Origin of the sequence: Streptomyces sp. NPDC001231 (genome assembly GCF_042896885.1) — a bacterium.
GTDB lineage: Bacteria > Actinomycetota > Actinomycetes > Streptomycetales > Streptomycetaceae > Streptomyces.
Genome location: NZ_JBIAXS010000007.1, coordinates 237976 through 257968, shown reverse-complemented (window position 1 = coordinate 257968; position 19993 = coordinate 237976). Strand labels below are relative to the sequence as shown.

The following is a 19993-nucleotide window of genomic DNA, read 5'->3' as shown; positions in this document are numbered from 1 at the left end:
GTCGTCCGGCTCGTACGTCGGGAGGGGATGACATGGAGGACGAAGAGGCCGAGGCCGTACTCAGGACGGTCGGCCGGCAGATCAAGATGTGGCGCGAAGCCGCCGGGCTCAAGCAGGGCGAACTCGGCGCCGCCATCGGGTACGGCGACGAGATGGTCTCCTCGGTCGAACGCGGACGCCGCATCCCCAAGCCCGACTTCCTCGACAAGGCCGACGAGGTGCTCGGCGCGGGCGGGAAGCTGTCCGTGATGAAGGCGGATGTGGAGCGGGCCCGGTACCCGAAGAAGGTACGGGACTTGGCGAAGCTGGAGGGCGAGGCCGTCGAGTTGGGGGCGTACGACAATCAGCAGATCCACGGTCTGTTGCAGACTCCGGCGTACGCCCAGGCGCTGTACGCGATGCGTCGTCCCGCGTACACCGAGGACGAGATCGAGCGCCACGTCGCCGCGCGTATGGCCCGCAAGGCCGTGTTCGAGCGAGTGCCCCGGCCACTCATCACCTTTGTCCAGGAGGAGGTGACGCTGCGGCGGCCGATCGGCGGCAGAATGGTTCTGCGAGAGCAGCTCGAACGTCTTCTGGAAATTGGGCAGTTGCGGCACGTCTCGGTCCAAGTGATGCCCACGGACCGTGAGGACCACGCGGGCATGGCGGGACCGCTGCGGCTCCTGAAGCTCCGAGACGGCAAGACGCTGGGGCACTGGGAGGCCCAGCTGCACAGCCGGGTGATCAGCGACCCTAGAGAGGCCCAGATCCTCGACATGCGCTATGGAATGATCCGTGCCCAGGCCCTCTCGCCTCGGGAGTCGCTGTCCTTCATCGAGAAGATTCTGGGAGAAGTGACATGACCACCACGCTCAACTGGTTCAAGAGCAGCTACAGCAGCAACGACGGCCCCGATTGTGTCGAGGTCGCCATAGCCGCCCCCGCACCCTCCCCCACCACCGTCCACGTCCGTGACTCCAAGGACCGGGACGGTGCGCGGCTCGCGTTCGGGGGCGCGTCCTGGAGCGCGTTCGTCGAGGGTGTCGCTATTTGACGACCTCGACCCTCGTCCCCTTCTCCGCGAAGGTCCACAGGGCCGAGCCGTCGGGCTTGCCCATGCGGATGCCGCCCGTCTTGGCGTCGGCGGCGGCCGGCGGGGGTGAGGCGCCGTCCACGGCGTTGCTGAAGGCGATGAAGACGCCGGACTTGCCCGCGAAGTACATGATGTGCTCGATCTGCACGCCGTCCGAGCCGGTCGTCGCGGGAACGCGCTGGGAGATCGCGTAGGCGCCCGGGTCGGGGCTCACCGTGCCCGGCCACACCGGGAAGGTGAGGGTGGGTTTGTCGCTCTCGTCGACCAGCCACACCCGCTTCTGGGCGAGGGCGTAGACGATCCGGCGGCCCACGCCCGAGTCGGCCGGGACGGCCGGCGGGGCCGGGGGCTTGGGCTTGACGGAGGGGCTGGCGCTTGCCGAGGGGGCGGGTCGTCGGTGGGCCGTCGCGGCCGTGGGGTGGGGGCCCTGGTCGGCCTTCACCGCCAGTACGGCCACTGCCGCGACCGCTCCCACGGTCAGGCCGCTGACCCAGGCCCACGAAGGTATTCGGGCCGCCATGGGCACGCATCTCCTCGGTGCTACTCGACCCCTCCGACGGGGGTCGGATCATCGTACTGTGAGCTGCGTCTGCCTCGGTTCAGTCCAGGACGGGCAGCAGGTCCGGCAGGTGGCCGTCCGACACTGCCGCAGCCCGCCGCCGTTCCTCCGGGACCTCGCCGTAGAGCGTGGTCCTCGGCTTCGCCGGGCGTCCGGCCGCTTCCGCCACCGCGACCAGGTCCTTGACGGACTTGTACGAGCCGTAGGAGGAGCCGGCCATGCGGGAGATCGTCTCCTCCATCAGCGTGCCGCCGAGGTCGTTGGCGCCGGAGCGGAGCATTTCGGCGGCGCCCGCCTCGCCCAGCTTCACCCAGCTGGTCTGGATGTTGGGGATCCAGGGGTGCAGGAGGAGGCGCGCCATCGCCGTCACCGCCCGGTTGTCCCGTACGGAGGGGCCGGGCCTGGCGATGCCCGCCAGGTACACCGGGGCGTTGGTGTGGATGAAGGGGAGCGTGACGAACTCCGTGAAGCCGCCGGTCCGCTGCTGGATGCGGGCCAGGGTGCGCAAGTGGCCGAGCCAGTGGCGGGGTTGGTCCACGTGGCCGTACATCATCGTCGACGAGGAGCGGATGCCCAGTTCGTGGGCCGTCGTCACGACCTCGATCCAGGTGGCCGTGGGCAGCTTGCCCTTGGTCAGGATCCAGCGGACCTCGTCGTCGAGGATCTCCGCCGCCGTCCCGGGGATGCTGTCCAGGCCCGCCGCCCTGGCCTCGGTCAGCCACTCGCGGATGGACATGCCGGTGCGGGTGGCGCCGTTGACGACCTCCATCGGGGAGAAGGCGTGCACGTGCATGCCGGGGACGCGTTCCTTCACCGCCCGCGCGATGTCGAAGTAGGCCGTGCCCGGCAGGTCGGGGTGGATGCCGCCCTGCATGCAGACCTCCACCGCGCCCACGTCCCAGGCCTGCTGGGCCCGGTCGGCGACCTGGTCCAGGGACAGGGTGTAGGCGTCCGCGTCCGTGCGGCGCTGGGCGAACGCGCAGAAACGGCAGCCGGTGTAGCAGACGTTGGTGAAGTTGATGTTCCGCGTCACGATGTACGTGACGTCCTCGCCCACCACCGACTTGCGGACGTCGTCAGCGATCCGGCAGAGCGCGTCCAGGGCCGGGCCGTCCGCGTGCAGCAGCGCCAGGGCCTCGTCGTCGGTCAGCTTCGCCGGGTCGTCGGCGGCCGTGCGCAGGGCCTGCCGTACGTCCGTGTCGACGCGCTCGGGTGCCATGCCGGGGGCGGCCGCCTCGCGCAGGGCGCCCCAGTCGCCGTACACCTCGTCGAAGTCGCCGCGGCGGTCGGCGGTGCGGCCGTCGGTGTCGATGGTGCGGTGCAGGTCGGTGCGGCCGGTGGCGGTGAAGGCCTCGTCGGGCTCCTGCCAGGGGCGGCCCTCGGCCACCGCGTCCGGGCGGGCCAGGCCCGTCTCGGGGTCGGCCAGGGCGCGGACGTGCGGCAGCAGCCGCGGGTCGAGCCAGGGCTCGCCGCGGGTGACGAACTCCGGGTAGACGCAGAGCCGTTCGCGCAGTTCGAAGCCCGCCGCAGCCGCCTTCTCGGCGAGTTGCTCGATCCGGGGCCAGGGGCGCTCGGGGTTGACGTGGTCGATGGTGAGCGGGGAGACGCCGCCCCAGTCGTCGATTCCGGCGCCGATGAGCCGTTCGTACTCCGCGTCCACCAGGTTGGGCGGTGCCTGGAGGCAGGCGGACGGGCCCATGATGTGCCGGGCGACGGCCACCGTGGCGACCAGCTCGTCGAGTTCGGCGTCGGGCATGCCGCGCATGGCCGTGTCCGGCTTGGCGCGGAAGTTCTGGATGATCAGTTCCTGGAGGCCGTGGTGGGCGCGGGCGACCCTGCGCAGCGCGAACAGGGACTCCGCGCGCTCCTCGTAGGTCTCGCCGATGCCGATCAGGATGCCGGAGGTGAAGGGGACGGAGGAACGGCCGGCGTCCTCCAGCACCCGCAGCCGTACGGCCGGTTCCTTGTCCGGGGAGCCGTGGTGCGGGCCGCCCGGCTCGGACCACAGCCGCCGCGCGGTCGTCTCCAGCATCATGCCCATCGACGGGGCGACGGGCTTGAGACGCTGGAAGTCCGTCCAGGTCATGACGCCCGGGTTGAGGTGCGGCAGCAGGCCGGTCTCCTCCAGGATGCGGATGGAGACGGCCCGTACGTAGGCGATGGTGTCGTCGTAGCCGTGCGCGTCGAGCCACTCGCGCGCTTCCGGCCAGCGGTCCTCCGGCTTGTCGCCGAGGGTGATCAGGGCTTCCTTGCAGCCGAGTTCGGCTCCTCGGCGGGCGATGTCGAGGACCTCGTCGGGGGACATGAACATCCCGTGCCCGGCGCGGCGCAGCTTGCCGGGCACGGTGACGAACGTGCAGTAGTGGCACTTGTCCCGGCACAGCCGGGTCAGCGGGATGAAGACGCTCTTGGAGTAGGTGATGACGCCGGGACGGCCGGCGGCCTCGAGACCGGCGTCCCGCACCCGGGCCGCGGAGGCGGCGAGGTCCCGGAGGTGCTCGCCCCGGGCCTGGAGCAGCACCGCCGCCTCGGTGACGTCGAGCGCGACCCCGTCCCTGGCGCGTTTGAGGGCGCGACGCAGGGAGGTCTCGGTGGGGCCGGTTCCGGAGGTCGCGGAAGTCGTCATCCTTCGAGCATACGGTCGCGGTCACCAGGGCCGATCAAGGAAGGACCGGCCGGCGGCGCCGGTGGTCCGGCGGTGGACCCGGACGGCGCACTCAGGTCGTGACGGCCGCCTCCGCGGCGCCCAGTGCTGTGACCGGAAAGGTTTGCCGGGAAGCTCGCAGCGTCCGGTGCTGGGGGCACCTCCCACGCCGTTCAGGCAGTGGGGGAGCATCGCAAGGCGGAGCATGACCCGCGTGCTGGACGTACTCGGGTGATGCGACAACGCGGCTGGGGGTCCCCCTGCTCGAAGAGCTTGGGGGAGCCGTGCCGGGCGTCGCGAGCCGGTGAACCTTTCCGGTCACAGCACTAGGTTGGGAGGCGTGACCTTCGCGAGCGGCGCCGGGGACGGGGACGGCGGGCGGGAGACCCGGACGATCCGGGGCACGCTGCCGCCGGGCGCCCCCGACTACGTGTACGTTCCCGTCGAGGTCCCGGCCGGGGTGCGGGAGATCAAGGTCTCGTACACCTACGACAGGCCGGCCGTTCCCGCCGGCACCCCCGGCAACGCGCTGGACATCGGCATCTTCGACCAGCACGGCACCGAACCGGGCGGCCGGGGCTTTCGCGGCTGGTCGGGCGGGGCGCGCACGGAGTTCTTCATCCGCGCGGACGACGCGACACCGGGCTACCTCGCGGGGCCGGTCGACGCCGGTGTCTGGCACATCGCGCTCGGGCCCTACACGGTCGCGCCGCAGGGCCTGTCGTACACGCTCGACGTCACCCTGACGCACGGCGCCCCGGGCACGGCCGTACGGCCGGTGTACCCGCCGCAGTGGGCGAGGGGACGGGGGCGGGCCTGGTACCGGGGGGACTGCCACCTGCACTCCTGGTACTCCGACGGCCGCCGCACCCCCGCCGAGATCGCGGCGCGGGCCAGGGCGGCCGGGCTGGACTTCATCAACAGCTCGGACCACAACACGCACGCCTCGCACCCGCACTGGGCGGACCATGCGGGCGACGACCTGCTGATCATGCTGGGCGAGGAGGTGACGACGAGGAACGGCCACGTCCTGGCCCTCGGCACCGACCCCGGCACCTTCGTCGACTGGCGCTACCGGGCGCGGGAGGGCCGCTTCGGCCGCTTCGCCCGAGAGATCCGCCGCGCGGGCGGCCTGGTCGTGCCCGCCCATCCGCACGCCACCTGTGTCGGCTGCGCCTGGAAGTTCGGCTTCGGCGAGGCGGACGCGGTGGAGGTGTGGAACGGCCCCTTCACGCCGGACGACGAGATGGCGGTGGCCGCGTGGGACGCCACGCTCGTGGCGGTGGCGCGGGAGGACCGGCGCTGGCTGCCCGCGATGGGCAGCAGCGACGCGCACCGGCCGCCGGACGCCGTGGGCCTGCCCCAGACGGTCGTCCTGGCCGACGACCTCACCCGGGAGGCGATCCAGGACGGCATCCGCGCGGGCCGCTCGTACGTCGCCGAGTCCAGGAACGTGTCGCTCGCCTTCACCGCGACGGGGGCCGGGGGTGAGCGGGCGGGCATCGGGGAGCGGCTGCGGGTGGCCGCGGACACCCCGGTGACGGTCCGCCTGGAGGCCTCCGGTGTGCCGCGCTGCTCGGTCCGCCTCGTGACCGACCAGGGGGTGCTCCTCACCGGCGACCCGTTCCCCGTGTCGGGCTCGGGTGTCGTCGAGTGGCGTACGACCCCGGCGTACACGGCCTATGTGCGCGCGGAGGTGCGTCACGAGACGGCGGTGGGCCCGCTGCCCGGCGTGATGGCGGCGCTCACGAACCCGATCTTCCTGGGGCGTGCGTGACAGACTTGTCCGTATGTCCCGCTACGCCGACATCAAGCGCCGGGCCGTCACGACGTTCCAGCGGCGCGTCGCCAACCCGGTCCTGCGACGACTGCCGCTCCAGACGGTTCTGGAGACCACGGGCCGCACCTCCGGCCTCCCCCGCCGTACACCGGTGGGCGGCCGCCGCGTCGGCGACTCCTTCTGGCTGGTCTCGGAGTTCGGGGAGCGCTCCCAGTACGTCCGCAACATTCGTGCCGACCCCGAGGTCCGGGTACGCATCCGTGGCCGTTGGTACGAGGGCACCGCGTATCCCCTTCCCGACGATGACCCCGTCGCCCGCCTGCGCGGCCTGCCCCGGCTGAACAGTACGGCGGTTCGGGCGCTGGGAACGGATCTGCTGACGGTGCGGGTGGACCTGAGGGAACGCTGAGGCGGTCGGTCGGGCCGGTGCGGCGAGCACCCTTCGGCGCGCGCAGAGAACGTGCGGAGAGGTTGTGTGGGCCTTGTGTCGCGGGAAGTGCGGGGCTGTGATCGCGGTCTCGGGAGCTGACGCATCTGCCGTGAACAAGGCAAACTGGCTCTGATTGTTGACGGTTCGGCAGGGGGCCAGGGGGCAGCAATGGAAGGTGTACCGCGGGTGCCTGAGCAGCGGGGTCCCGCGCGATCGGGGACACTGCGCTTCAGCGTGCTCGGTCCGGTGCGCGCCTGGCGCGGTGAGCAGCCCCTCCCCACCGGATCCCCGCAGCAACGCGCCCTGCTGGCCGCGCTGCTGCTGCGCGAGGGCCGCACCGCGACCGCGGCCGAGCTGATCGACGCGCTGTGGGGCGAGGAGCCGCCGTCGCAGGCGCTGGCGGCGGTGCGGACGTACGCTTCCCGGTTGCGCAAGGCGCTGGACCCCGGGGTGCTGGTCAGCGAGTCCGGCGGATACGCGGTGCGCGGGGCGGGCGAGGGCGCGCTGGACCTGGCCGACGCGCAGGAGCACGCGGCCCGTGCCGACAAGGCCCGGTCGGCCGGGGACCTGTGCCGGGCGCGCGAGTCGCTGCGGCGGGCGCTCGCCCTGTGGGACGGGGAACCGCTGGCCGGCGTGCCCGGTCCGTACGCGGAGGCGCAGCGGGTGCGCCTGGAGGAATGGCGCCTGCAACTCCTCGAGTGCTGCCTGGACATGGACCTCGAACAGGGCTGCCACGCGGAGGCCGTCTCGGAGCTGACCGCGCTGACGGCGGCGCACCCGCTGCGGGAGCGCCTGCGCGAGCTGCTGATGCTGGCGCTGTACCGCAGCGGCCGGCAGGCGGAGGCGCTGGCGGTGTACGCCGACACCAGGCGCCTGCTGGCGGACGAGCTGGGCGTGGACCCCCGCCCCGGACTGCGCGAACTGCAACAGCGCATCCTCCAGGCCGACCCGGCCCTCGCCGAGCCGTCCTCCCCGGTGGCCGAACCGCCGGTGGTCGCGGTGCGTCCCGCGCAACTCCCGGCGACCGTACCGGACTTCACGGGACGCAGTTCCTTCGTGGCCGAGCTGAGCGAGGTGCTGGCGTCGGCCGAGGGACGCGTGATGGCCGTGTCGGCGCTGGCCGGGATCGGCGGCGTGGGCAAGACGACGCTGGCCGTCCACGTGGCCCACCAGGCGCGGGCCGCCTTCCCGGACGGCCAGTTGTACGTGGACCTCCAGGGCGCCGGCGCGAGAGCGGCGGAACCGGAGACGGTTCTCGGCTCCTTCCTGCGCGCCCTCGGCACGGCGGACTCGGCGATCCCGGACTCCCTGGAGGAACGGGCGGCCCTGTACCGGTCGATGCTGGACGGCCGCCGGGTCCTGGTCCTGCTGGACAACGCGCGGGACGCGGCCCAGGTGAGGCCGCTGCTGCCGGGGACGGAGGGCTGCGCGGCCCTGGTGACGTCCCGGGTGCGGATGGTGGACCTGGCGGGCGCGCACCTGGTGGACCTGGACGTGATGAGCCCCGACGAGGCGCTGTCCCTGTTCACGAAGATCGTGGGCGAGGACCGGGTGGCGGGTGAGCGCGAGGCGGCCCTGGACGTGGTCGCCGCGTGCGGATTCCTGCCCCTGGCCATCCGTATCGCGGCGTCCCGGCTGGCGGCGAGGAGGACCTGGACGGTCTCGGTCCTGGCGGCGAAACTCGCGGACGAGCGGCGGCGGTTGGACGAGCTCCAGGCGGGCGACCTGGCGGTGAAGGCGACGTTCGAGCTGGGCTACGGCCAGTTGGAGCCGGCCCAGGCCCGCGCCTTCCGCCTGCTGGGCCTGGCCGACGGCCCGGACATGTCCCTGGAGGCGGCGGCGGCCGTACTGGACCTGTCGGTGGACGACACCGAGGACGTGCTGGAGTCCCTGGTCGACACGTCGCTCCTGGAGTCGGCGGCCCCCGGGCGCTACCGCTTCCACGACCTGGTCCGCCTCTACGCCCGCGCCTGCGCGGAACGCGACGAACACCCGCCGGGCGAACGCGAGGCGGCGATGTCGCGCCTGCTGGACTTCTACCTGGCCACGGCGGCCGGCGTCTACGCGATCGAACGGCCGGGGGACCGGCTGGTGGATCACCTGGAACAAACGGCGTTTCCAGGCCTGCGGTTCAGCGATCGCCATGCGGCACGAGACTGGTTGTACGCGGAGGCCAACTGTCTGTTGGCCTGTGTGAGTCAGTCGGTCGGCAACAGTGGACTGCGCCGAGCCGTCGACCTGCTCTGGGCCGCGAAGGACCTGGCGGAGTCCGGTGCGAACGGCCTCGGCTACGGAGCAGCCGCGACAGCGGCCCGCGAAGCCGCGCAGGCCCGTGATGACGGCCGTGCCGAGGCCAGGGCGCGCATCACGCTGACCGAGGCACATCTGGTGGCCGGTCGCTTCGCGCAAGCCGACGAAGAGGCCAGGCATGCGGCATCGTTGATCGCCGACTTCGACGACGCGGCCCTGAACTGCTGGGTGCCGAATCACTGCGGCGTGATCGCGGTCTATCGGAACCGCCACGACGAAGGCGCCGCCTTCTTGCGGCAGGCCATCACCAACTTCCGCGTGGACGGGAACCTGGCGGGCGAGGCGAGCGCGCTGTGCAACCTCTCCCGGTCACACCTCGCCATGGGAGACACCGCGATCGCCATCGACCTCGCACAGCAGGGCGTCGACATCTACGACCGTCTGGGCCACACGCTGCGCGGTGCGAACGGACGCTACGCTCTCGGGCTCGCTCTGGCGCAGGCCGAGGAACTCGACGAGGCGGCAGAGCAGTTCACCCAAGCGCTCGGCGGATTCCGTGAAAGCCGGCAGCGGCTCTGGGAGGGCATGACGATCTTCCGCCTCGCCGAGGTGGGTCTCGCCAAGAACAGGCCGGCGCAGGCCGCGGCCCTCGCAGAGCAGTCCCTTGCCATGCTGCGGGGAATCGGTGGCGACTGGCGCCGCGGCAACGTGCTGACCCTGCTGGGAAAGGCGCTTCACCAGGTCGACCAGGTCGACCGTGCCAAAGCCTGCTGGCACGACGCGCTGTCGCTCTACGAGGCACTGGGGGCTGCCGAGGCGGCCGACGTCCAGGAACTGCTTCTTCCCACGCGTGCTGCCCAAAGCGTCCGTTGAGGCGTTCATCGTTTGTTTATGCCCTTACGGCACTCTCGTCCTATCAAGCCGTCGCGTCGGGGGGCAGACGGCTCGAATCGGGCCCGCCACTAGGGTGAGCGGTCCCTACCAGTCCGTCCGGCGGCCCTCGGGGGAGTCGCCGGACGGGCCTCACGACCACAGAGCCACAGGAGTTGAACAACGATGGCGGAAGCGAAGAAGTCCGACGGCACCGTCAAGCCGCTCGACACCCACATCACCGACGCCCCGCTGAAGGACGGCACCGTCAAGCCGCTCGACACCCACATCACCGACGCCCCGCTGAAGGGCGACACCGTCAAGCCGCTCGACACCCACATCACCGACGAAAAGGCCTGACGGCCCTAACAAACGGGGGATCGGCCGCGGTGGCACCGAGGGGGTGCCGCCGCGGCCGAAGTCTGTCGGCAGGTTCCTGCCAATCCCTGACGCGAACCTTTCAAGAAGCTCGTGGCCGTCGCTGCCCTGGTCATGGGAGCGACCGTCGCTGCCACGGGCCCGGCAATGGCCGACATGCACGCCACGGTGGTCACCCCCCAGGACAACCACGCCACGGTGGCCCCTCCTCAGGAACAACCACGCCACCTGATCCAGCAGAGCGCATTACCCGGTGGGGCCGAGCTCAAGCTTGGCCCCACTGCCGCACACTTGGCCGGCGGCGGCCGCTCAACTCCGGGGCGAGGCCGTGGGGTCCGCTTCGCAGTGGTCGGCCGAGGACAGGAAGGGTTCGCCGAGGGGTACTTCGGTGGTGGCCTTGCCCTTCGCGGGTACCGGGACCACCGGGGACGAGTTCTTCAGGAGCTGGGTTCCCCCGGTGTTGTAGAAGGTGACCCAGGCCTGGAAGTCGGCCCTGCTGTCGTTGGGGTTGGTGACCTCGACGGTCGCGTACGGCTTCTTCCGCGTCGCACAGCTGATCAGCCTCACCGTGGCGTCCCGCAGGCCACGGCTCCTGCCGGTCCCGCTGGGGGACGTGGGCGTGGAGCGGTAGCCGGGACGGCGGTTGTAGGTGCCGCCGGTGCCACTGGTCCCGCCGTCGTCGTCCGAGTCGCCGTAAGAGCCGCCGTAAGAGCCGCTGGACGAGCCGCCGTACGAGCCGCTGGACGTCGAACTGTCATGGTCCTGGTGCGAGTTGCTGCACCCGCCACCACCACCGCCGCTGTGCCGGCTGCGCCCGTGCCCGTGGCCCTGGGAGAAGCCCGTCAGTGCGAGCACCACCACCGCCGACACCACCGTGAACCTGATCCTGCGCCCCCGCGTCTGCATCCGATCACCCTATCGGCGTAGCGGCGGCCCGCCGGGACTCGCGTGGCAACGGACCCGCACGCGGAGTAGCGTCATCTGCGTGAGCGGTGACGAAAGCATCGCTGACCAGGACCGACGGCCGTCGTCCGAGGCCCTTTCCGTGCATCCCGTACGACGGCCGTCACCACACCGCCCTGGCGCGGATCAGGTGGTGCGGGCGGTGCCCGTGCCCTTCTCCGCGTCCAGGGCGTACACACAGCGGTCCTTGCTGCACGCGTACACGACCCCGTCCCTGACCACCGGGGAGCCGGTGATCTCGCCGCCGGTGGCGAGCTTCCAGCGCAGCCGGCCGTCGTCGGCCTTGAGCGTGTACAGCAGGTGGTCGGTGGAGCCGAAGTGGATACGGCCCTCGGCGACCGCCGGTGAGCCGACGATCTCGCCGCCCGCCTGGAAGCGCCACTTGGGTGTGCCGGTGACCGCGTCCAGGGTGTACAGGCCCCTGCCGCTGCCGACGTGCACGTGCCCGGCGGCGACCAGGACCGGGGTGATGGAGGCGCGGGACTCGGTGGCGATGCGCCAGCGGTCGCGGCCGTCGGTGGCGTCGAGGGCGTAGACGGTGCCGAGGTAGTCGGCGAGGTAGATGCCGCCGCCGCTCACCGCCGGGCCCGGCGCGAAGGCCGGCGGGCACAGGAAGACCGCGGGGGCCTCGAAGTGCCAGCGCACGTGGCCGCTCGCCACGTCGACGGCGAGCACGCGGGTGCCGGCGCAGATGTAGACGTAGCCGTCGGGGGCCGGGGTGACGCGCACCGGTACACCGCCGCAGGAGGCCGCGTCGCCGATCGGGTAGGACCAGCGCTCCTCGCCCGTGCGGGCCTCCAGGGCACGCAGGCGGGCCTCCTGCCAGACGTACACCGTGCCGTCGTGGACGACGGGACCGGCCTCGGGGGACTCGAAGTCGGTCTGGCAGCCGGCGATCTCCCACAGCTTCTGGCCGCCGGCGGCCTCCCAGGCCTGGACGCCTCCGCCACGGGTGCCGGTGACGACGGTGCCGCGGTCGGCCGCGAGGGAGTACACCCAGGAGTCCGTCTGCAAGCGCCACAGGTCGGCGCCCTCACGGGCGTCCAGGGCGAACAGGGTGGGCCCGTCGGAGGCGTGCACCCGGCCGTCGGCGACCGCCATGGACCAGGCCACGTCGCGGGTCTTGAAGCGGCGGCGGCCGGTGGCCACGTCCAGGGCGTGCACCTCGAAGGAGGTGACGTACACGAGGTCGTCGGCGACGGACGGGGTGCCCCAGACGTCGTTGGACATGCGGAAGCGCCACGGCCGCCAGCCGGCCGGGGTCTCCGGCGGCATCGGCGGCACGGCCGGTACGGCGGGGTCGGCGCCGTTGACACCGGGGTGAGGTCTGGACCAGGTGGCGGCCAGGCCCGCCTCGGGCGGGGGCGCCTTGACGGCCGCGGCACGGGCGTCGGCGACGCGCGGCCCGGGACCGATCGGCACCTGGGCGCCGGCCAGCCGCACGGGACCGGAGTCGGGGACGCCCACCGGTGCGGGGCCGGGCGGCGCCGGTACGGCCGGGCTGTGCGAGGGCGGGGGCGGCACGGGGACCCGGCCGCCGCCGCGGGGACCGGGCGCGGCGGGCTGCACGGCCAGGCGGCCGCCGCGGCGGGACTCGATGAGGCCGACGGCCGGCTCGGGCAGCCAGGCGGAGGCCGTACCGCTGTCGTCGGAGCCGGAGCCGAACAGATGGGGGGCGAGCTGGGCCTGGAGGTCGGCCGGCTTGGGCCGGGCGGTCGCCTCCATCTGCATACAGGAGTCGATCAGCGGACGCAGCTCGTCCGGGAGTCCTTCCAGGTCGGGGCCCTCGCGCAGCAGCATGAAGACGGTCTCGACGGGGTTGGCGCCGTGGAAGGGCGGATGCCCGGTGGCGGCGAAGACCAGCATCGAGCCGAGCGAGAAGACATCGCTGGCGCCGGTGACGCTGCGCGAGTCCTTGGCCTGCTCGGGAGACATGTACGCGGGGGTGCCGACGGCGACGTTCGTCATGGTCAGCCGGGTGTTCGAGACCCCGGAGGCGATCCCGAAGTCGATCACCCGCGGCCCGTCCTCGACGACGAGGACGTTGGACGGCTTCAGGTCGCGGTGGACGAGCCCGGCGCCGTGGATGGACTGAAGCGCCTCCGCGACGCCCGCCGCCAGCCAGCGCACCGCCTGGGCCGGGAGCGGACCGCACTCGGTCACTATCTCCTCGAGGGAGGGTGCCGGGACGTAGGCGGTGGCCAGCCACGGCACGGCGGCGCGCGGGTCGGCGTCGACGACCGCGGCCGTGTAGAAGCCGGAGACCGCCCGCGCGGCCTCCACCTCACGTGTGAAGCGGACCCGGAACAGCTGATCCTCGGCCAGCTCGGTCCGGACCGTCTTGATCGCCACGCGCCGGCCGGACGCCGAGCGCGCGAGATAGACCAGCCCCATGCCGCCGGCACCCAGCCGTCCCAGCACTTCGAACGGCCCGATCCGCCGCGGGTCGTGCTGCGTCAGCTGATCCACCACTTGCCTGCCACCTCCCCGTACGAGCCGCGCCACCCACATATGTACGCGACCGAAGTGCAGCGTCTCACCACCGCACCGCCGGGGCGGCACGGACCCTGATTCTTCCTGTCCGGCGCACAGGTTGCGAACCCGGCGACACATCGGGATGTCACCCCGCAAAACCCCCTCTTCCCGGCCGGGGGGCGGAATTCACCTCTCCAGCAGGGCGAAGGACGCCCCCTGATTGTCGGCGACGACGGCGACGTTTCCGTACGACGTCCTGAAGGGCGGCACCTGCACCCGCCCGCCGAGCCGGACCACCGCGCCGAGGGCGGCCTCCGTCCCGGCGACCCGGAAGTGGACGAGGAAGTGCGGCGGCATCTCGGGCGGGAAGACGTCGGAGACGGCGGACCGGCCGAAGTCGGGTTCGGCACCCGGCCCGAACAGGGCGTCGTGGAACAGTCCGCCGTAGAAGACGTTGGCGGCCTCGGTGTCGCGGGCGTACAGCTGGGCCCAGGCGAAGGTGCCCGGCTCGTGGCGTCTGCCGAAGCCCTGGTGGCTGTCCGGCTGCCACAGCCCGAAGACGGCGCCCTCGGGATCGGCGGCGAGGGCGGCCGTGCCCAGGCCGTCGACCCGGGCGGGCGGTGTCACGACCTGCCCGCCGGCGGCCCGGATCCGCTCGGCCAGCGTCCGGACGTCCGGGGTGGCGAAGTACACGGTCCAGACGGTGGGCATACGGCCGTCCGTCTTCGGCGAGAGCGCGGCGACGGGCTCCCCCTCCAGCCGGGCCGGTACGGATCCGCCGTACGTCTCCTCCGCGAAGCTCCACCCGAAGAGCTCACCGTAGAACCGCTTTCCCGCCTCGACGTCGGGAAGCTGCGCGTCCACCCAGCAGGGGATGCCCTCTGTGCTCGCGAATGCCCTGTTTTCGGCCATGTCGCCAAACTAGCCGGGACCCGTGCGACCCGCAGACCAGGCACACCAGCCTCTCTGAGCCCACGCACCCCATTTGCACTCGGCCGAATCGCGCTCCGATCACTGCTCGGTAAGCTGACGACATGACAGGACAAGTGCGTACCGTCGACGGCCGCGTGGCCGGTCGACGTGGGCAGGCGACCCGGCAGAAGCTGCTCGACTGCCTCAGCGAGATGCTCAGCTCCTCCCCCTACCGGGACGTCAAGGTCATCGATGTCGCCAGGAAGGCGGGCACTTCGCCCGCGACCTTCTATCAATACTTCCCCGACGTCGAGGGCGCCGTTCTGGAGATCGCCGATCAAATGGCCGCCGAGGGCGCCGGATTGGCCGAGCTGCTGGAAGGCCGGTCGTGGACCGGCAAGTCCGGCTGGCAGACGGCGCAGGAACTCGTGGACGGTTTTCTCGAGTTCTGGCATCGCAACGACGCCATTCTGCGCGTGATCGATCTCGGCGCCGCCGAGGGCGACAAGCGCTTTTACAAGATCCGTATGAAGATCCTGAACTCCGTGAACAACTCCCTGACGGACTCGGTCACCGAACTCCAGTCCAAGGGCCGGGTCGACAAGGACGTGAATCCGGCCGCGATCGCCGGTTCGCTGGTCGCGATGCTCGCGGCGGTCGCCTCGCACCAGAAAGGTTTCGTCTCGGGGGTGAAACAGGCCGACCTGAAGCCGAACCTGGCGCTCCTGGTCCACCTGGGCATCACCGGCAAGAAGCCGACACGATAGCCCGCGCCCCGGCCTCGGACTCCCTCCAGGCCCCAAGTCCTGTCAGGCAGGCGGCGGTCCACCCAAGTGGACCGCCGCCTGCTGCGTTGGGGGGGAGAACCACGCGGGCCGGGTCCGGAGCGCTCGGGTCTGGAGACGCTCGGGCCTGGAGCCCGGAGGCGGCCGGGTCCAGGGACGGCCGGGTCTGGAGACGGTCGAGGCCAGTGACCGCCGGGCCCGAAGACAGCCCGACCCAGAGACCGCCGGGCCCGAAGACGACCAGACCGGAAGACGACCAGACCCGAGGACGACCAGACCCGAAGACGACCGGGCCCAGCGACGGCGGGGTCCAGAAGCCGTCGGGTCCAGAAGCCGTCGGGTCCAGTGCTGTGACCGGAAAGGTTTGCCGGGAAGCTCGCGGCGTCCGGTGCTGGGGGCACCTCCCACGCCGTTCAGGCAGTGGGGGAGCATCGCAAGGCGGAGCATGACCCGCGTACTGGACGTACTCGGGTGATGCGACAACGCGGCTGGGGGTCCCCCCTGCTCGAAGAGCTTGGGGGAGCCGTGCCGGGCGTCGCGAGCCCGTGAACCTATCCGGTCACAGCACTAGACGTGGTCGAGCCAGATCACGATGCCCGTCAGGTTGTGGAGCACGGCCGCGACGCCCGCGCGGACGGCGGCCGCGCAGCGCCCGGCGGTGAACGACTCCGGGTCGTACGTCGAGGACATGCCGAGCCCCTCGCCCCGGAACGACGCACCCGACCAGTCGACCGCCGTCACGTTGTGGGTGGGTTCGGCCAGCTCCGCGCCGACGACGAGGAACTGCTGCGACAGATGGCTCGCGGTGACCACGGCGAGGGGGTCGACGAGATCGTTGCCCGCGCTGATGACGAGGTCCGGGCCCATGTCGACGGCCCTGCCGATGCCGGGAACTAGGTCGTGAGGGCCGTCCGCGGTCACCGTCCTGAGATCGACGTGCTCGCTCGCGGCCCAGTCCTCGACCGCTGACACCAGGGCCCTGGTCGGACGGTCGTCGCCCGCGGTGAGCAGCACCACGCGGTAGCCCTTCGGCGGGTGCACCCCCTTCCAGGAGCCGGGCCGCGGCGTGACCGTGGCCTCCGGGGTGGGCGGGGCGGAGGGGTCGGTGAACCCCGCGCCGAGCATGCCGACGGCGGTGGGCTTCGCGTGCGGCCGTGACCAGTCGTCGCCGGAGCCGCATCCGGCGACCAGCGCGGCGGCCGCGGCCAGCGTGGCAACGGCCCGAAGCGGGGAGCGCAAGGCGATCGTCCTCCGAGTGATGAGGGGTGCGCCGCCATCCTGCTATCCCGATCGCCACGGGTCGCCTCCGCGAGCGCCGTTGCGGGGCTTGTTTCTCAACGGTTCGCCGACGGGCCGGAGTTTGTTCACCGGTGCCATGCACCGTGCACGGGAAACCTCAAGGAGCCACCATGTCATCACGGATCCGCCGCGCCCTTTTCGGGATCACCGCGGCGGTGATCGCTTTTCTGGGCCTCGGGCAACCGGCCTCCGCCCACGGCTTCTCGTCGGTCGTGTACGTCCACGTCACGAACGGCGACAGCGGCCGCATACGCACGGTGCTGGAGCTGGAGTACGACCTCTACGTCGTGTCCGCCGCCGACGCCGAGCACGACGATCCCCTCTTCCGGGCGGGCACCGCCGCGTTCGAGGCCGGGGACACCGAAGGACAGGCCGCGGCGCTCGACTCCCATGCGGAGTCGGCCGTCAGGTACGTCACCGAACGCTTCTCGGTCGGTACCGGCGGCAAGGCCTGCACACCGTCCCGGGCCGGCGACTTCACGATCGGCCGGCGGGAAGGCGTGCCGTACGCCGCCCTGCCCCTCGAGTGGTCCTGCCCCGGACAGGGCGGCGACCCCGAGGTGCGCAGCACGCTCTTCCCCGACTCCGAGGGCTATGTCCGCGGCACCCGGACGATCGCCACCTACGACCTCGCCGGCCTCTCCGGCAGCGCCGCGCTCGACGCCGACCATCCGTCCTTCTCGATCGGACAGTCGTGGTACGAGCGGTTCTGGGAGTTCTTCCGCCTGGGCGCCGAGCACCTGCTGACCGGTGTCGACCACGTCCTGTTCCTGCTGGCGCTCATCGCCGGATCCCGCCGCCTGCGCGAGATCGTGCTCGCGGCCACGAGTTTCACCCTGGCTCACTCGGTGACGTTCCTGCTCGCCGCCCTCGGCCTGGTGCACGTGCCGGAGCGGATCGTGGAGCCCGTCATCGCGCTGTCGATCGCCGTCGTCGCCGGCTGGCACCTGTGGCGGCTGCCGCGGCGCGGCGACCGGGCCGCCGCCCTTTCCGGCCCGGTGGTTGAGGGCCCGTTGGGCCTGGACCGGGCCGGATGGCTGCGCCTCGGGGTCGTGTTCTGCTTCGGTCTCGTGCACGGCCTGGGTTTCGCGGGAGCGCTGGGGATCGACGAGCCGTGGTCGTGGACCCTGCTGTGGTCCCTGCTGGTGTTCAACGTCGGCATCGAAGCAGTGCAGTTGGGGATCATCGCGATCGTCTTCCCGCTGCTGGCGCTGCTGTACCGCCGTGCGCCGAGGGCGGGCCTCTGGGCGACCGGCGCACTGTGCGCGGGCGTGGCCGGCATGGGCCTGGTGTGGTTCGTGCAGCGGGTGCTCGAAGGCTGAGAACGGCCGAGAACGGCCGGGAGTGGCCGAGAACGGCCCAGGTCTACCGCGAAGTTCAGCTGATCCCAAGATCACATTTGCGATTGATTTACCAAATCCGGAGACCTTGATGGTCTCCATTCCATGCACCTCCGTGCACTAAAGGAACGAATCTGATGATTTCGAGACCCTCCTCGCCGGCTTCCGGGTCGGCGCGGCGCCGCGTGGCCACAGGTGCCGCCGCGGCATTCCTGGGCCTGACCGTGGCCCTCGGCAGCGGCCTGGCCTCCCCCGTCCAGGCAGCCGAGACCAGCACGTTCACCGGCATCATCCTCGGCGTCGGCGCCAACGAGTCCCAGCGCACCGTGACCTGGTACTCCTCGGCCGACACCACGCAGAAGGTCCAGCTCGCCCCGACGGCGCAGCTCGACAACGGAGAGTTCCCGGCCTCCGCCACCGTCTTCGACGCCCTCGGCGGGGAGAACATCTCCACCAGCGGCGGCTACAACCGCCACGCCACGCTCACCGGCCTCCAGGAGCACACGGCCTACTCCTACCGGGTCGGCTCCGAGGGCAACTGGTCCTCCGCGTACTCCTTCAAGACGCAGGACTTCAAGGGCGACTACGACTTCCTGTTCTTCGGCGACCCGCAGATCGGCTCGTCCGGCAACACCGCCAAGGACCAGGCCGGCTGGCAGGACACCCTGGACGTCGCGCTCGGGGCCAACCCGGACTCCGAGCTGCTGGTGTCGGGCGGCGACCACGTCGAGACGGCCAACACCGAGTCCCAGTGGAACGCCTTCCTCGCCCCCGACCAGCTGCGCCAGTACCCGTGGGCCGCCACCATCGGCAACCACGACGTCGGCGGCAAGGCGTACGAGCAGCACCTCTACACGCCGAACACCGACCGCTCGGCGCCGCTGTACTCCAACGGCAACCCGGCTTCCAACACGTCCGGTGGGAACTACTGGTACATCTACAAGGATGTGCTGTTCATCGACATCAACAGCAACAGCTACGCCACCAGCCAGGGCGGCGGCGGCGACGCGGCGCACATCAACTACGTCACGGACGTCATCAACAAGCACGGCTCCGAGGCCAAGTGGAAGGTGCTCGTCTTCCACCACGCGATGTACTCGCCGGCCTCCCACGCCAAGGACTCCGACGCCAAGGTCCGCCGCAACGACCTGCCGGCCGCCTTCTCCAAGCTCGGTGTCGACCTGGTGCTGGCCGGTCACGACCACGCGTACTCGCGCAGCTACCTGCTGAAGAACAGCGAGAAGCAGAACAAGGACGAGCAGCCCGGCGCCGCCGACGTGTACCCCGGTCCCGGCGGTGTGCTGTACGTGACGGCCAACTCGGCCTCGGGCTCGAAGTACTACGGCATCACCAAGCCGGACAGCAGCGGAACGAGCGGCGCCGGCAACGGTGCCGACCCGCTGAACCCGGACAACTACTGGTTCAACTCGGTCCAGAACCAGGAGAACGTCCGCACCTACGTCAAGGTCAAGGTGCGCAACGACAAGCTCGTCGTCGAGAACGTCCGCAGCGGCACCTGTGCGGCTCCGAACGCGGCGGTGGAGCTCGGCAAGAGCTCCTGCACCAACACGCCCTCGGGTCAGCCGGTCGGCTCGATCGTCGACAAGGTCACCGTGCACCCGTACCACGGCGACGGCCAGGACATCCAGGTGAACGTCCCGAACGCCGCCCCGGGCGAGTTCGGCTGGACGATCGACGGCTACAACGGCCTGGTGGACCTCGGCACCGCCAAGGAGCACGACGGCGAGTACTTCCAGGCCGGCGGCAAGATCAACCCGATCCTCGTGTCGGACAGCCGCCGCTCGCTCGCCCCGTGGTCGATCTCGGCCAGCGTGGGTGACTTCAAGGACGCCGACAAGGTGTTCTCCGGTGCCTACCTCGGCTGGACGCCGAACGTGCTCCAGGACGGCGCCGGCGCCAAGGCCAGCGGGGAGGTGGCCTCCGGCTACGACGGCGGCGCGGGTCTGTCCGTCTCGCGCGGGCTCGGCTGGGCCGACCAGGGCCACCCCAAGGGCAAGGCCAAGCTGGGCGCGGACCTGGATCTGAGGATCCCGGGCAGCGTCGACAAGGGCGCCTACCGCGCCACTCTCACGATCACTGCGCTGAGCAGCTGACCGTAACCGCTTGACCTGGGGGGTGGGGGCCCCGCCGGGGGCCCCCCCCCCCCCCCCCCCCCCCCCCCCCCCACCCCCCCCCCCCCCCCCCCAGACCCCCCCCCCCCCCCCCCCCCCAA

General features: G+C 71.5%; 15 protein-coding genes. 9 read left to right on the top strand and 6 right to left on the bottom strand.

The annotated features are described in order from the left end of the window. The first annotated feature begins 32 nt into the window (after positions 1–32). Together ACFY3J_RS11610 and ACFY3J_RS11605 are read left to right on the top strand one after the other, a co-directional pair. Positions 33–845: a helix-turn-helix domain-containing protein gene (locus ACFY3J_RS11610; protein ID WP_384177819.1), complete on the top strand. Its 813-nt coding sequence runs from the start codon at positions 33–35 to the stop codon at positions 843–845. Next, complete coding sequence (locus ACFY3J_RS11605; RefSeq protein ID WP_384177816.1) at positions 842–1036, top strand: DUF397 domain-containing protein; 195 nt, start codon at positions 842–844, stop codon at positions 1034–1036. Before ACFY3J_RS11610 ends, ACFY3J_RS11605 begins: the two co-directional genes overlap by 4 nt. Here the strand turns inward: ACFY3J_RS11605 and ACFY3J_RS11600 are convergent. Both ACFY3J_RS11600 and ACFY3J_RS11595 read right to left on the bottom strand, forming a co-directional pair. After that, entirely contained in the window at positions 1029–1595 is a 567-nt protein-coding gene (locus ACFY3J_RS11600; protein ID WP_384177814.1) for a hypothetical protein, read from the bottom strand. The two genes, ACFY3J_RS11605 and ACFY3J_RS11600, sit on opposite strands and share 8 nt — an antisense overlap. Positions 1596–1674: 79 nt before the next feature. Then, a complete protein-coding gene (locus ACFY3J_RS11595; protein WP_384177812.1) occupies positions 1675–4260 on the bottom strand; it encodes a bifunctional FO biosynthesis protein CofGH in 2586 nt (861 codons plus the stop codon). Between the two features lie 322 nt (positions 4261–4582). On the opposite strand from ACFY3J_RS11595, the gene ACFY3J_RS11590 reads away from it, so the two are divergent. From ACFY3J_RS11590 to ACFY3J_RS11575, 4 genes are all read left to right on the top strand, one after another. After that, a complete protein-coding gene (locus ACFY3J_RS11590; RefSeq protein WP_384177810.1) occupies positions 4583–6055 on the top strand; it encodes a CehA/McbA family metallohydrolase in 1473 nt (490 codons plus the stop codon). Between the two features lie 13 nt (positions 6056–6068). Beyond that, positions 6069–6467, top strand: a complete 399-nt coding sequence (locus ACFY3J_RS11585) for a nitroreductase/quinone reductase family protein (protein WP_376605607.1) — start codon at positions 6069–6071, stop codon at positions 6465–6467. Positions 6468–6656: 189 nt separating this feature from the next. Next, the gene (locus ACFY3J_RS11580; protein WP_384177807.1) at positions 6657–9611 is read left to right on the top strand and encodes a BTAD domain-containing putative transcriptional regulator; all 2955 of its coding nucleotides are present in this window, start codon (positions 6657–6659) and stop codon (positions 9609–9611) included. Positions 9612–9794: 183 nt separating this feature from the next. Beyond that, positions 9795–9968 (top strand): hypothetical protein, encoded by a 174-nt coding sequence (locus ACFY3J_RS11575; RefSeq protein ID WP_384177805.1) that lies wholly within the window; start codon positions 9795–9797, stop codon positions 9966–9968. Between the two features lie 327 nt (positions 9969–10295). Here ACFY3J_RS11575 and ACFY3J_RS11570 read toward each other — a convergent pair whose 3' ends face one another. The 3 genes from ACFY3J_RS11570 to ACFY3J_RS11560 all read right to left on the bottom strand — a co-directional run bounded on the left by ACFY3J_RS11570 (position 10296) and on the right by ACFY3J_RS11560 (position 14336). Continuing rightward, the gene (locus tag ACFY3J_RS11570; protein ID WP_384177801.1) at positions 10296–10892 is read right to left on the bottom strand and encodes a hypothetical protein; all 597 of its coding nucleotides are present in this window, start codon (positions 10890–10892) and stop codon (positions 10296–10298) included. A 183-nt stretch (positions 10893–11075) separates the two neighbouring features. Next, a complete protein-coding gene (locus tag ACFY3J_RS11565) occupies positions 11076–13421 on the bottom strand; it encodes a PQQ-binding-like beta-propeller repeat protein (RefSeq protein WP_384177800.1) in 2346 nt (781 codons plus the stop codon). A 189-nt stretch (positions 13422–13610) separates the two neighbouring features. Beyond that, positions 13611–14336, bottom strand: coding sequence for a VOC family protein (locus ACFY3J_RS11560; RefSeq protein WP_384177798.1), 726 nt, complete (start codon positions 14334–14336; stop codon positions 13611–13613). 134 nt (positions 14337–14470) lie between these two features. Between ACFY3J_RS11560 and ACFY3J_RS11555 the strand changes: the two genes are divergently transcribed. After that, on the top strand, positions 14471–15103 hold the full coding sequence (locus ACFY3J_RS11555) for a TetR family transcriptional regulator (protein ID WP_361412714.1): 633 nt from the start codon (positions 14471–14473) through the stop codon (positions 15101–15103). A gap of 585 nt (positions 15104–15688) precedes the next feature. Here ACFY3J_RS11555 and ACFY3J_RS11550 read toward each other — a convergent pair. Then, the gene (locus ACFY3J_RS11550) at positions 15689–16360 is read right to left on the bottom strand and encodes a hypothetical protein (RefSeq protein ID WP_390840784.1); all 672 of its coding nucleotides are present in this window, start codon (positions 16358–16360) and stop codon (positions 15689–15691) included. A gap of 170 nt (positions 16361–16530) precedes the next feature. Between ACFY3J_RS11550 and ACFY3J_RS11545 the strand changes: the two genes are divergently transcribed. Both ACFY3J_RS11545 and ACFY3J_RS11540 read left to right on the top strand, forming a co-directional pair. Further along, positions 16531–17742 carry a HupE/UreJ family protein gene (locus tag ACFY3J_RS11545; protein ID WP_390840783.1) on the top strand — a complete coding sequence of 404 codons (1212 nt, stop codon included), beginning with the start codon at positions 16531–16533 and terminating at the stop codon, positions 17740–17742. Positions 17743–17897: 155 nt separating this feature from the next. Beyond that, the gene (locus tag ACFY3J_RS11540) at positions 17898–19874 is read left to right on the top strand and encodes a fibronectin type III domain-containing protein (RefSeq protein WP_384177792.1); all 1977 of its coding nucleotides are present in this window, start codon (positions 17898–17900) and stop codon (positions 19872–19874) included. Positions 19875–19993 lie beyond the last annotated feature (119 nt).

Bases quoted from the DNA above. Each gene is read 5' to 3' on its own strand.
- ACFY3J_RS11610 (WP_384177819.1), top strand. From the start codon at position 33: ATGGAGGACGAAGAGGCCGAGGCCGTACTCAGGACGGTCGGCCGGCAG.
- ACFY3J_RS11605 (WP_384177816.1), top strand. From the start codon at position 842: ATGACCACCACGCTCAACTGGTTCAAGAGCAGCTACAGCAGCAACGAC.
- ACFY3J_RS11600 (WP_384177814.1), bottom strand. From the start codon at position 1,595: ATGGCGGCCCGAATACCTTCGTGGGCCTGGGTCAGCGGCCTGACCGTG.
- ACFY3J_RS11595 (WP_384177812.1), bottom strand. From the start codon at position 4,260: ATGACGACTTCCGCGACCTCCGGAACCGGCCCCACCGAGACCTCCCTG.
- ACFY3J_RS11585 (WP_376605607.1), top strand. From the start codon at position 6,069: ATGTCCCGCTACGCCGACATCAAGCGCCGGGCCGTCACGACGTTCCAG.
- ACFY3J_RS11580 (WP_384177807.1), top strand. From the start codon at position 6,657: ATGGAAGGTGTACCGCGGGTGCCTGAGCAGCGGGGTCCCGCGCGATCG.
- ACFY3J_RS11575 (WP_384177805.1), top strand. From the start codon at position 9,795: ATGGCGGAAGCGAAGAAGTCCGACGGCACCGTCAAGCCGCTCGACACC.
- ACFY3J_RS11570 (WP_384177801.1), bottom strand. From the start codon at position 10,892: ATGCAGACGCGGGGGCGCAGGATCAGGTTCACGGTGGTGTCGGCGGTG.
- ACFY3J_RS11560 (WP_384177798.1), bottom strand. From the start codon at position 14,336: ATGGCCGAAAACAGGGCATTCGCGAGCACAGAGGGCATCCCCTGCTGG.
- ACFY3J_RS11545 (WP_390840783.1), top strand. From the start codon at position 16,531: ATGTCATCACGGATCCGCCGCGCCCTTTTCGGGATCACCGCGGCGGTG.
- ACFY3J_RS11540 (WP_384177792.1), top strand. From the start codon at position 17,898: ATGATTTCGAGACCCTCCTCGCCGGCTTCCGGGTCGGCGCGGCGCCGC.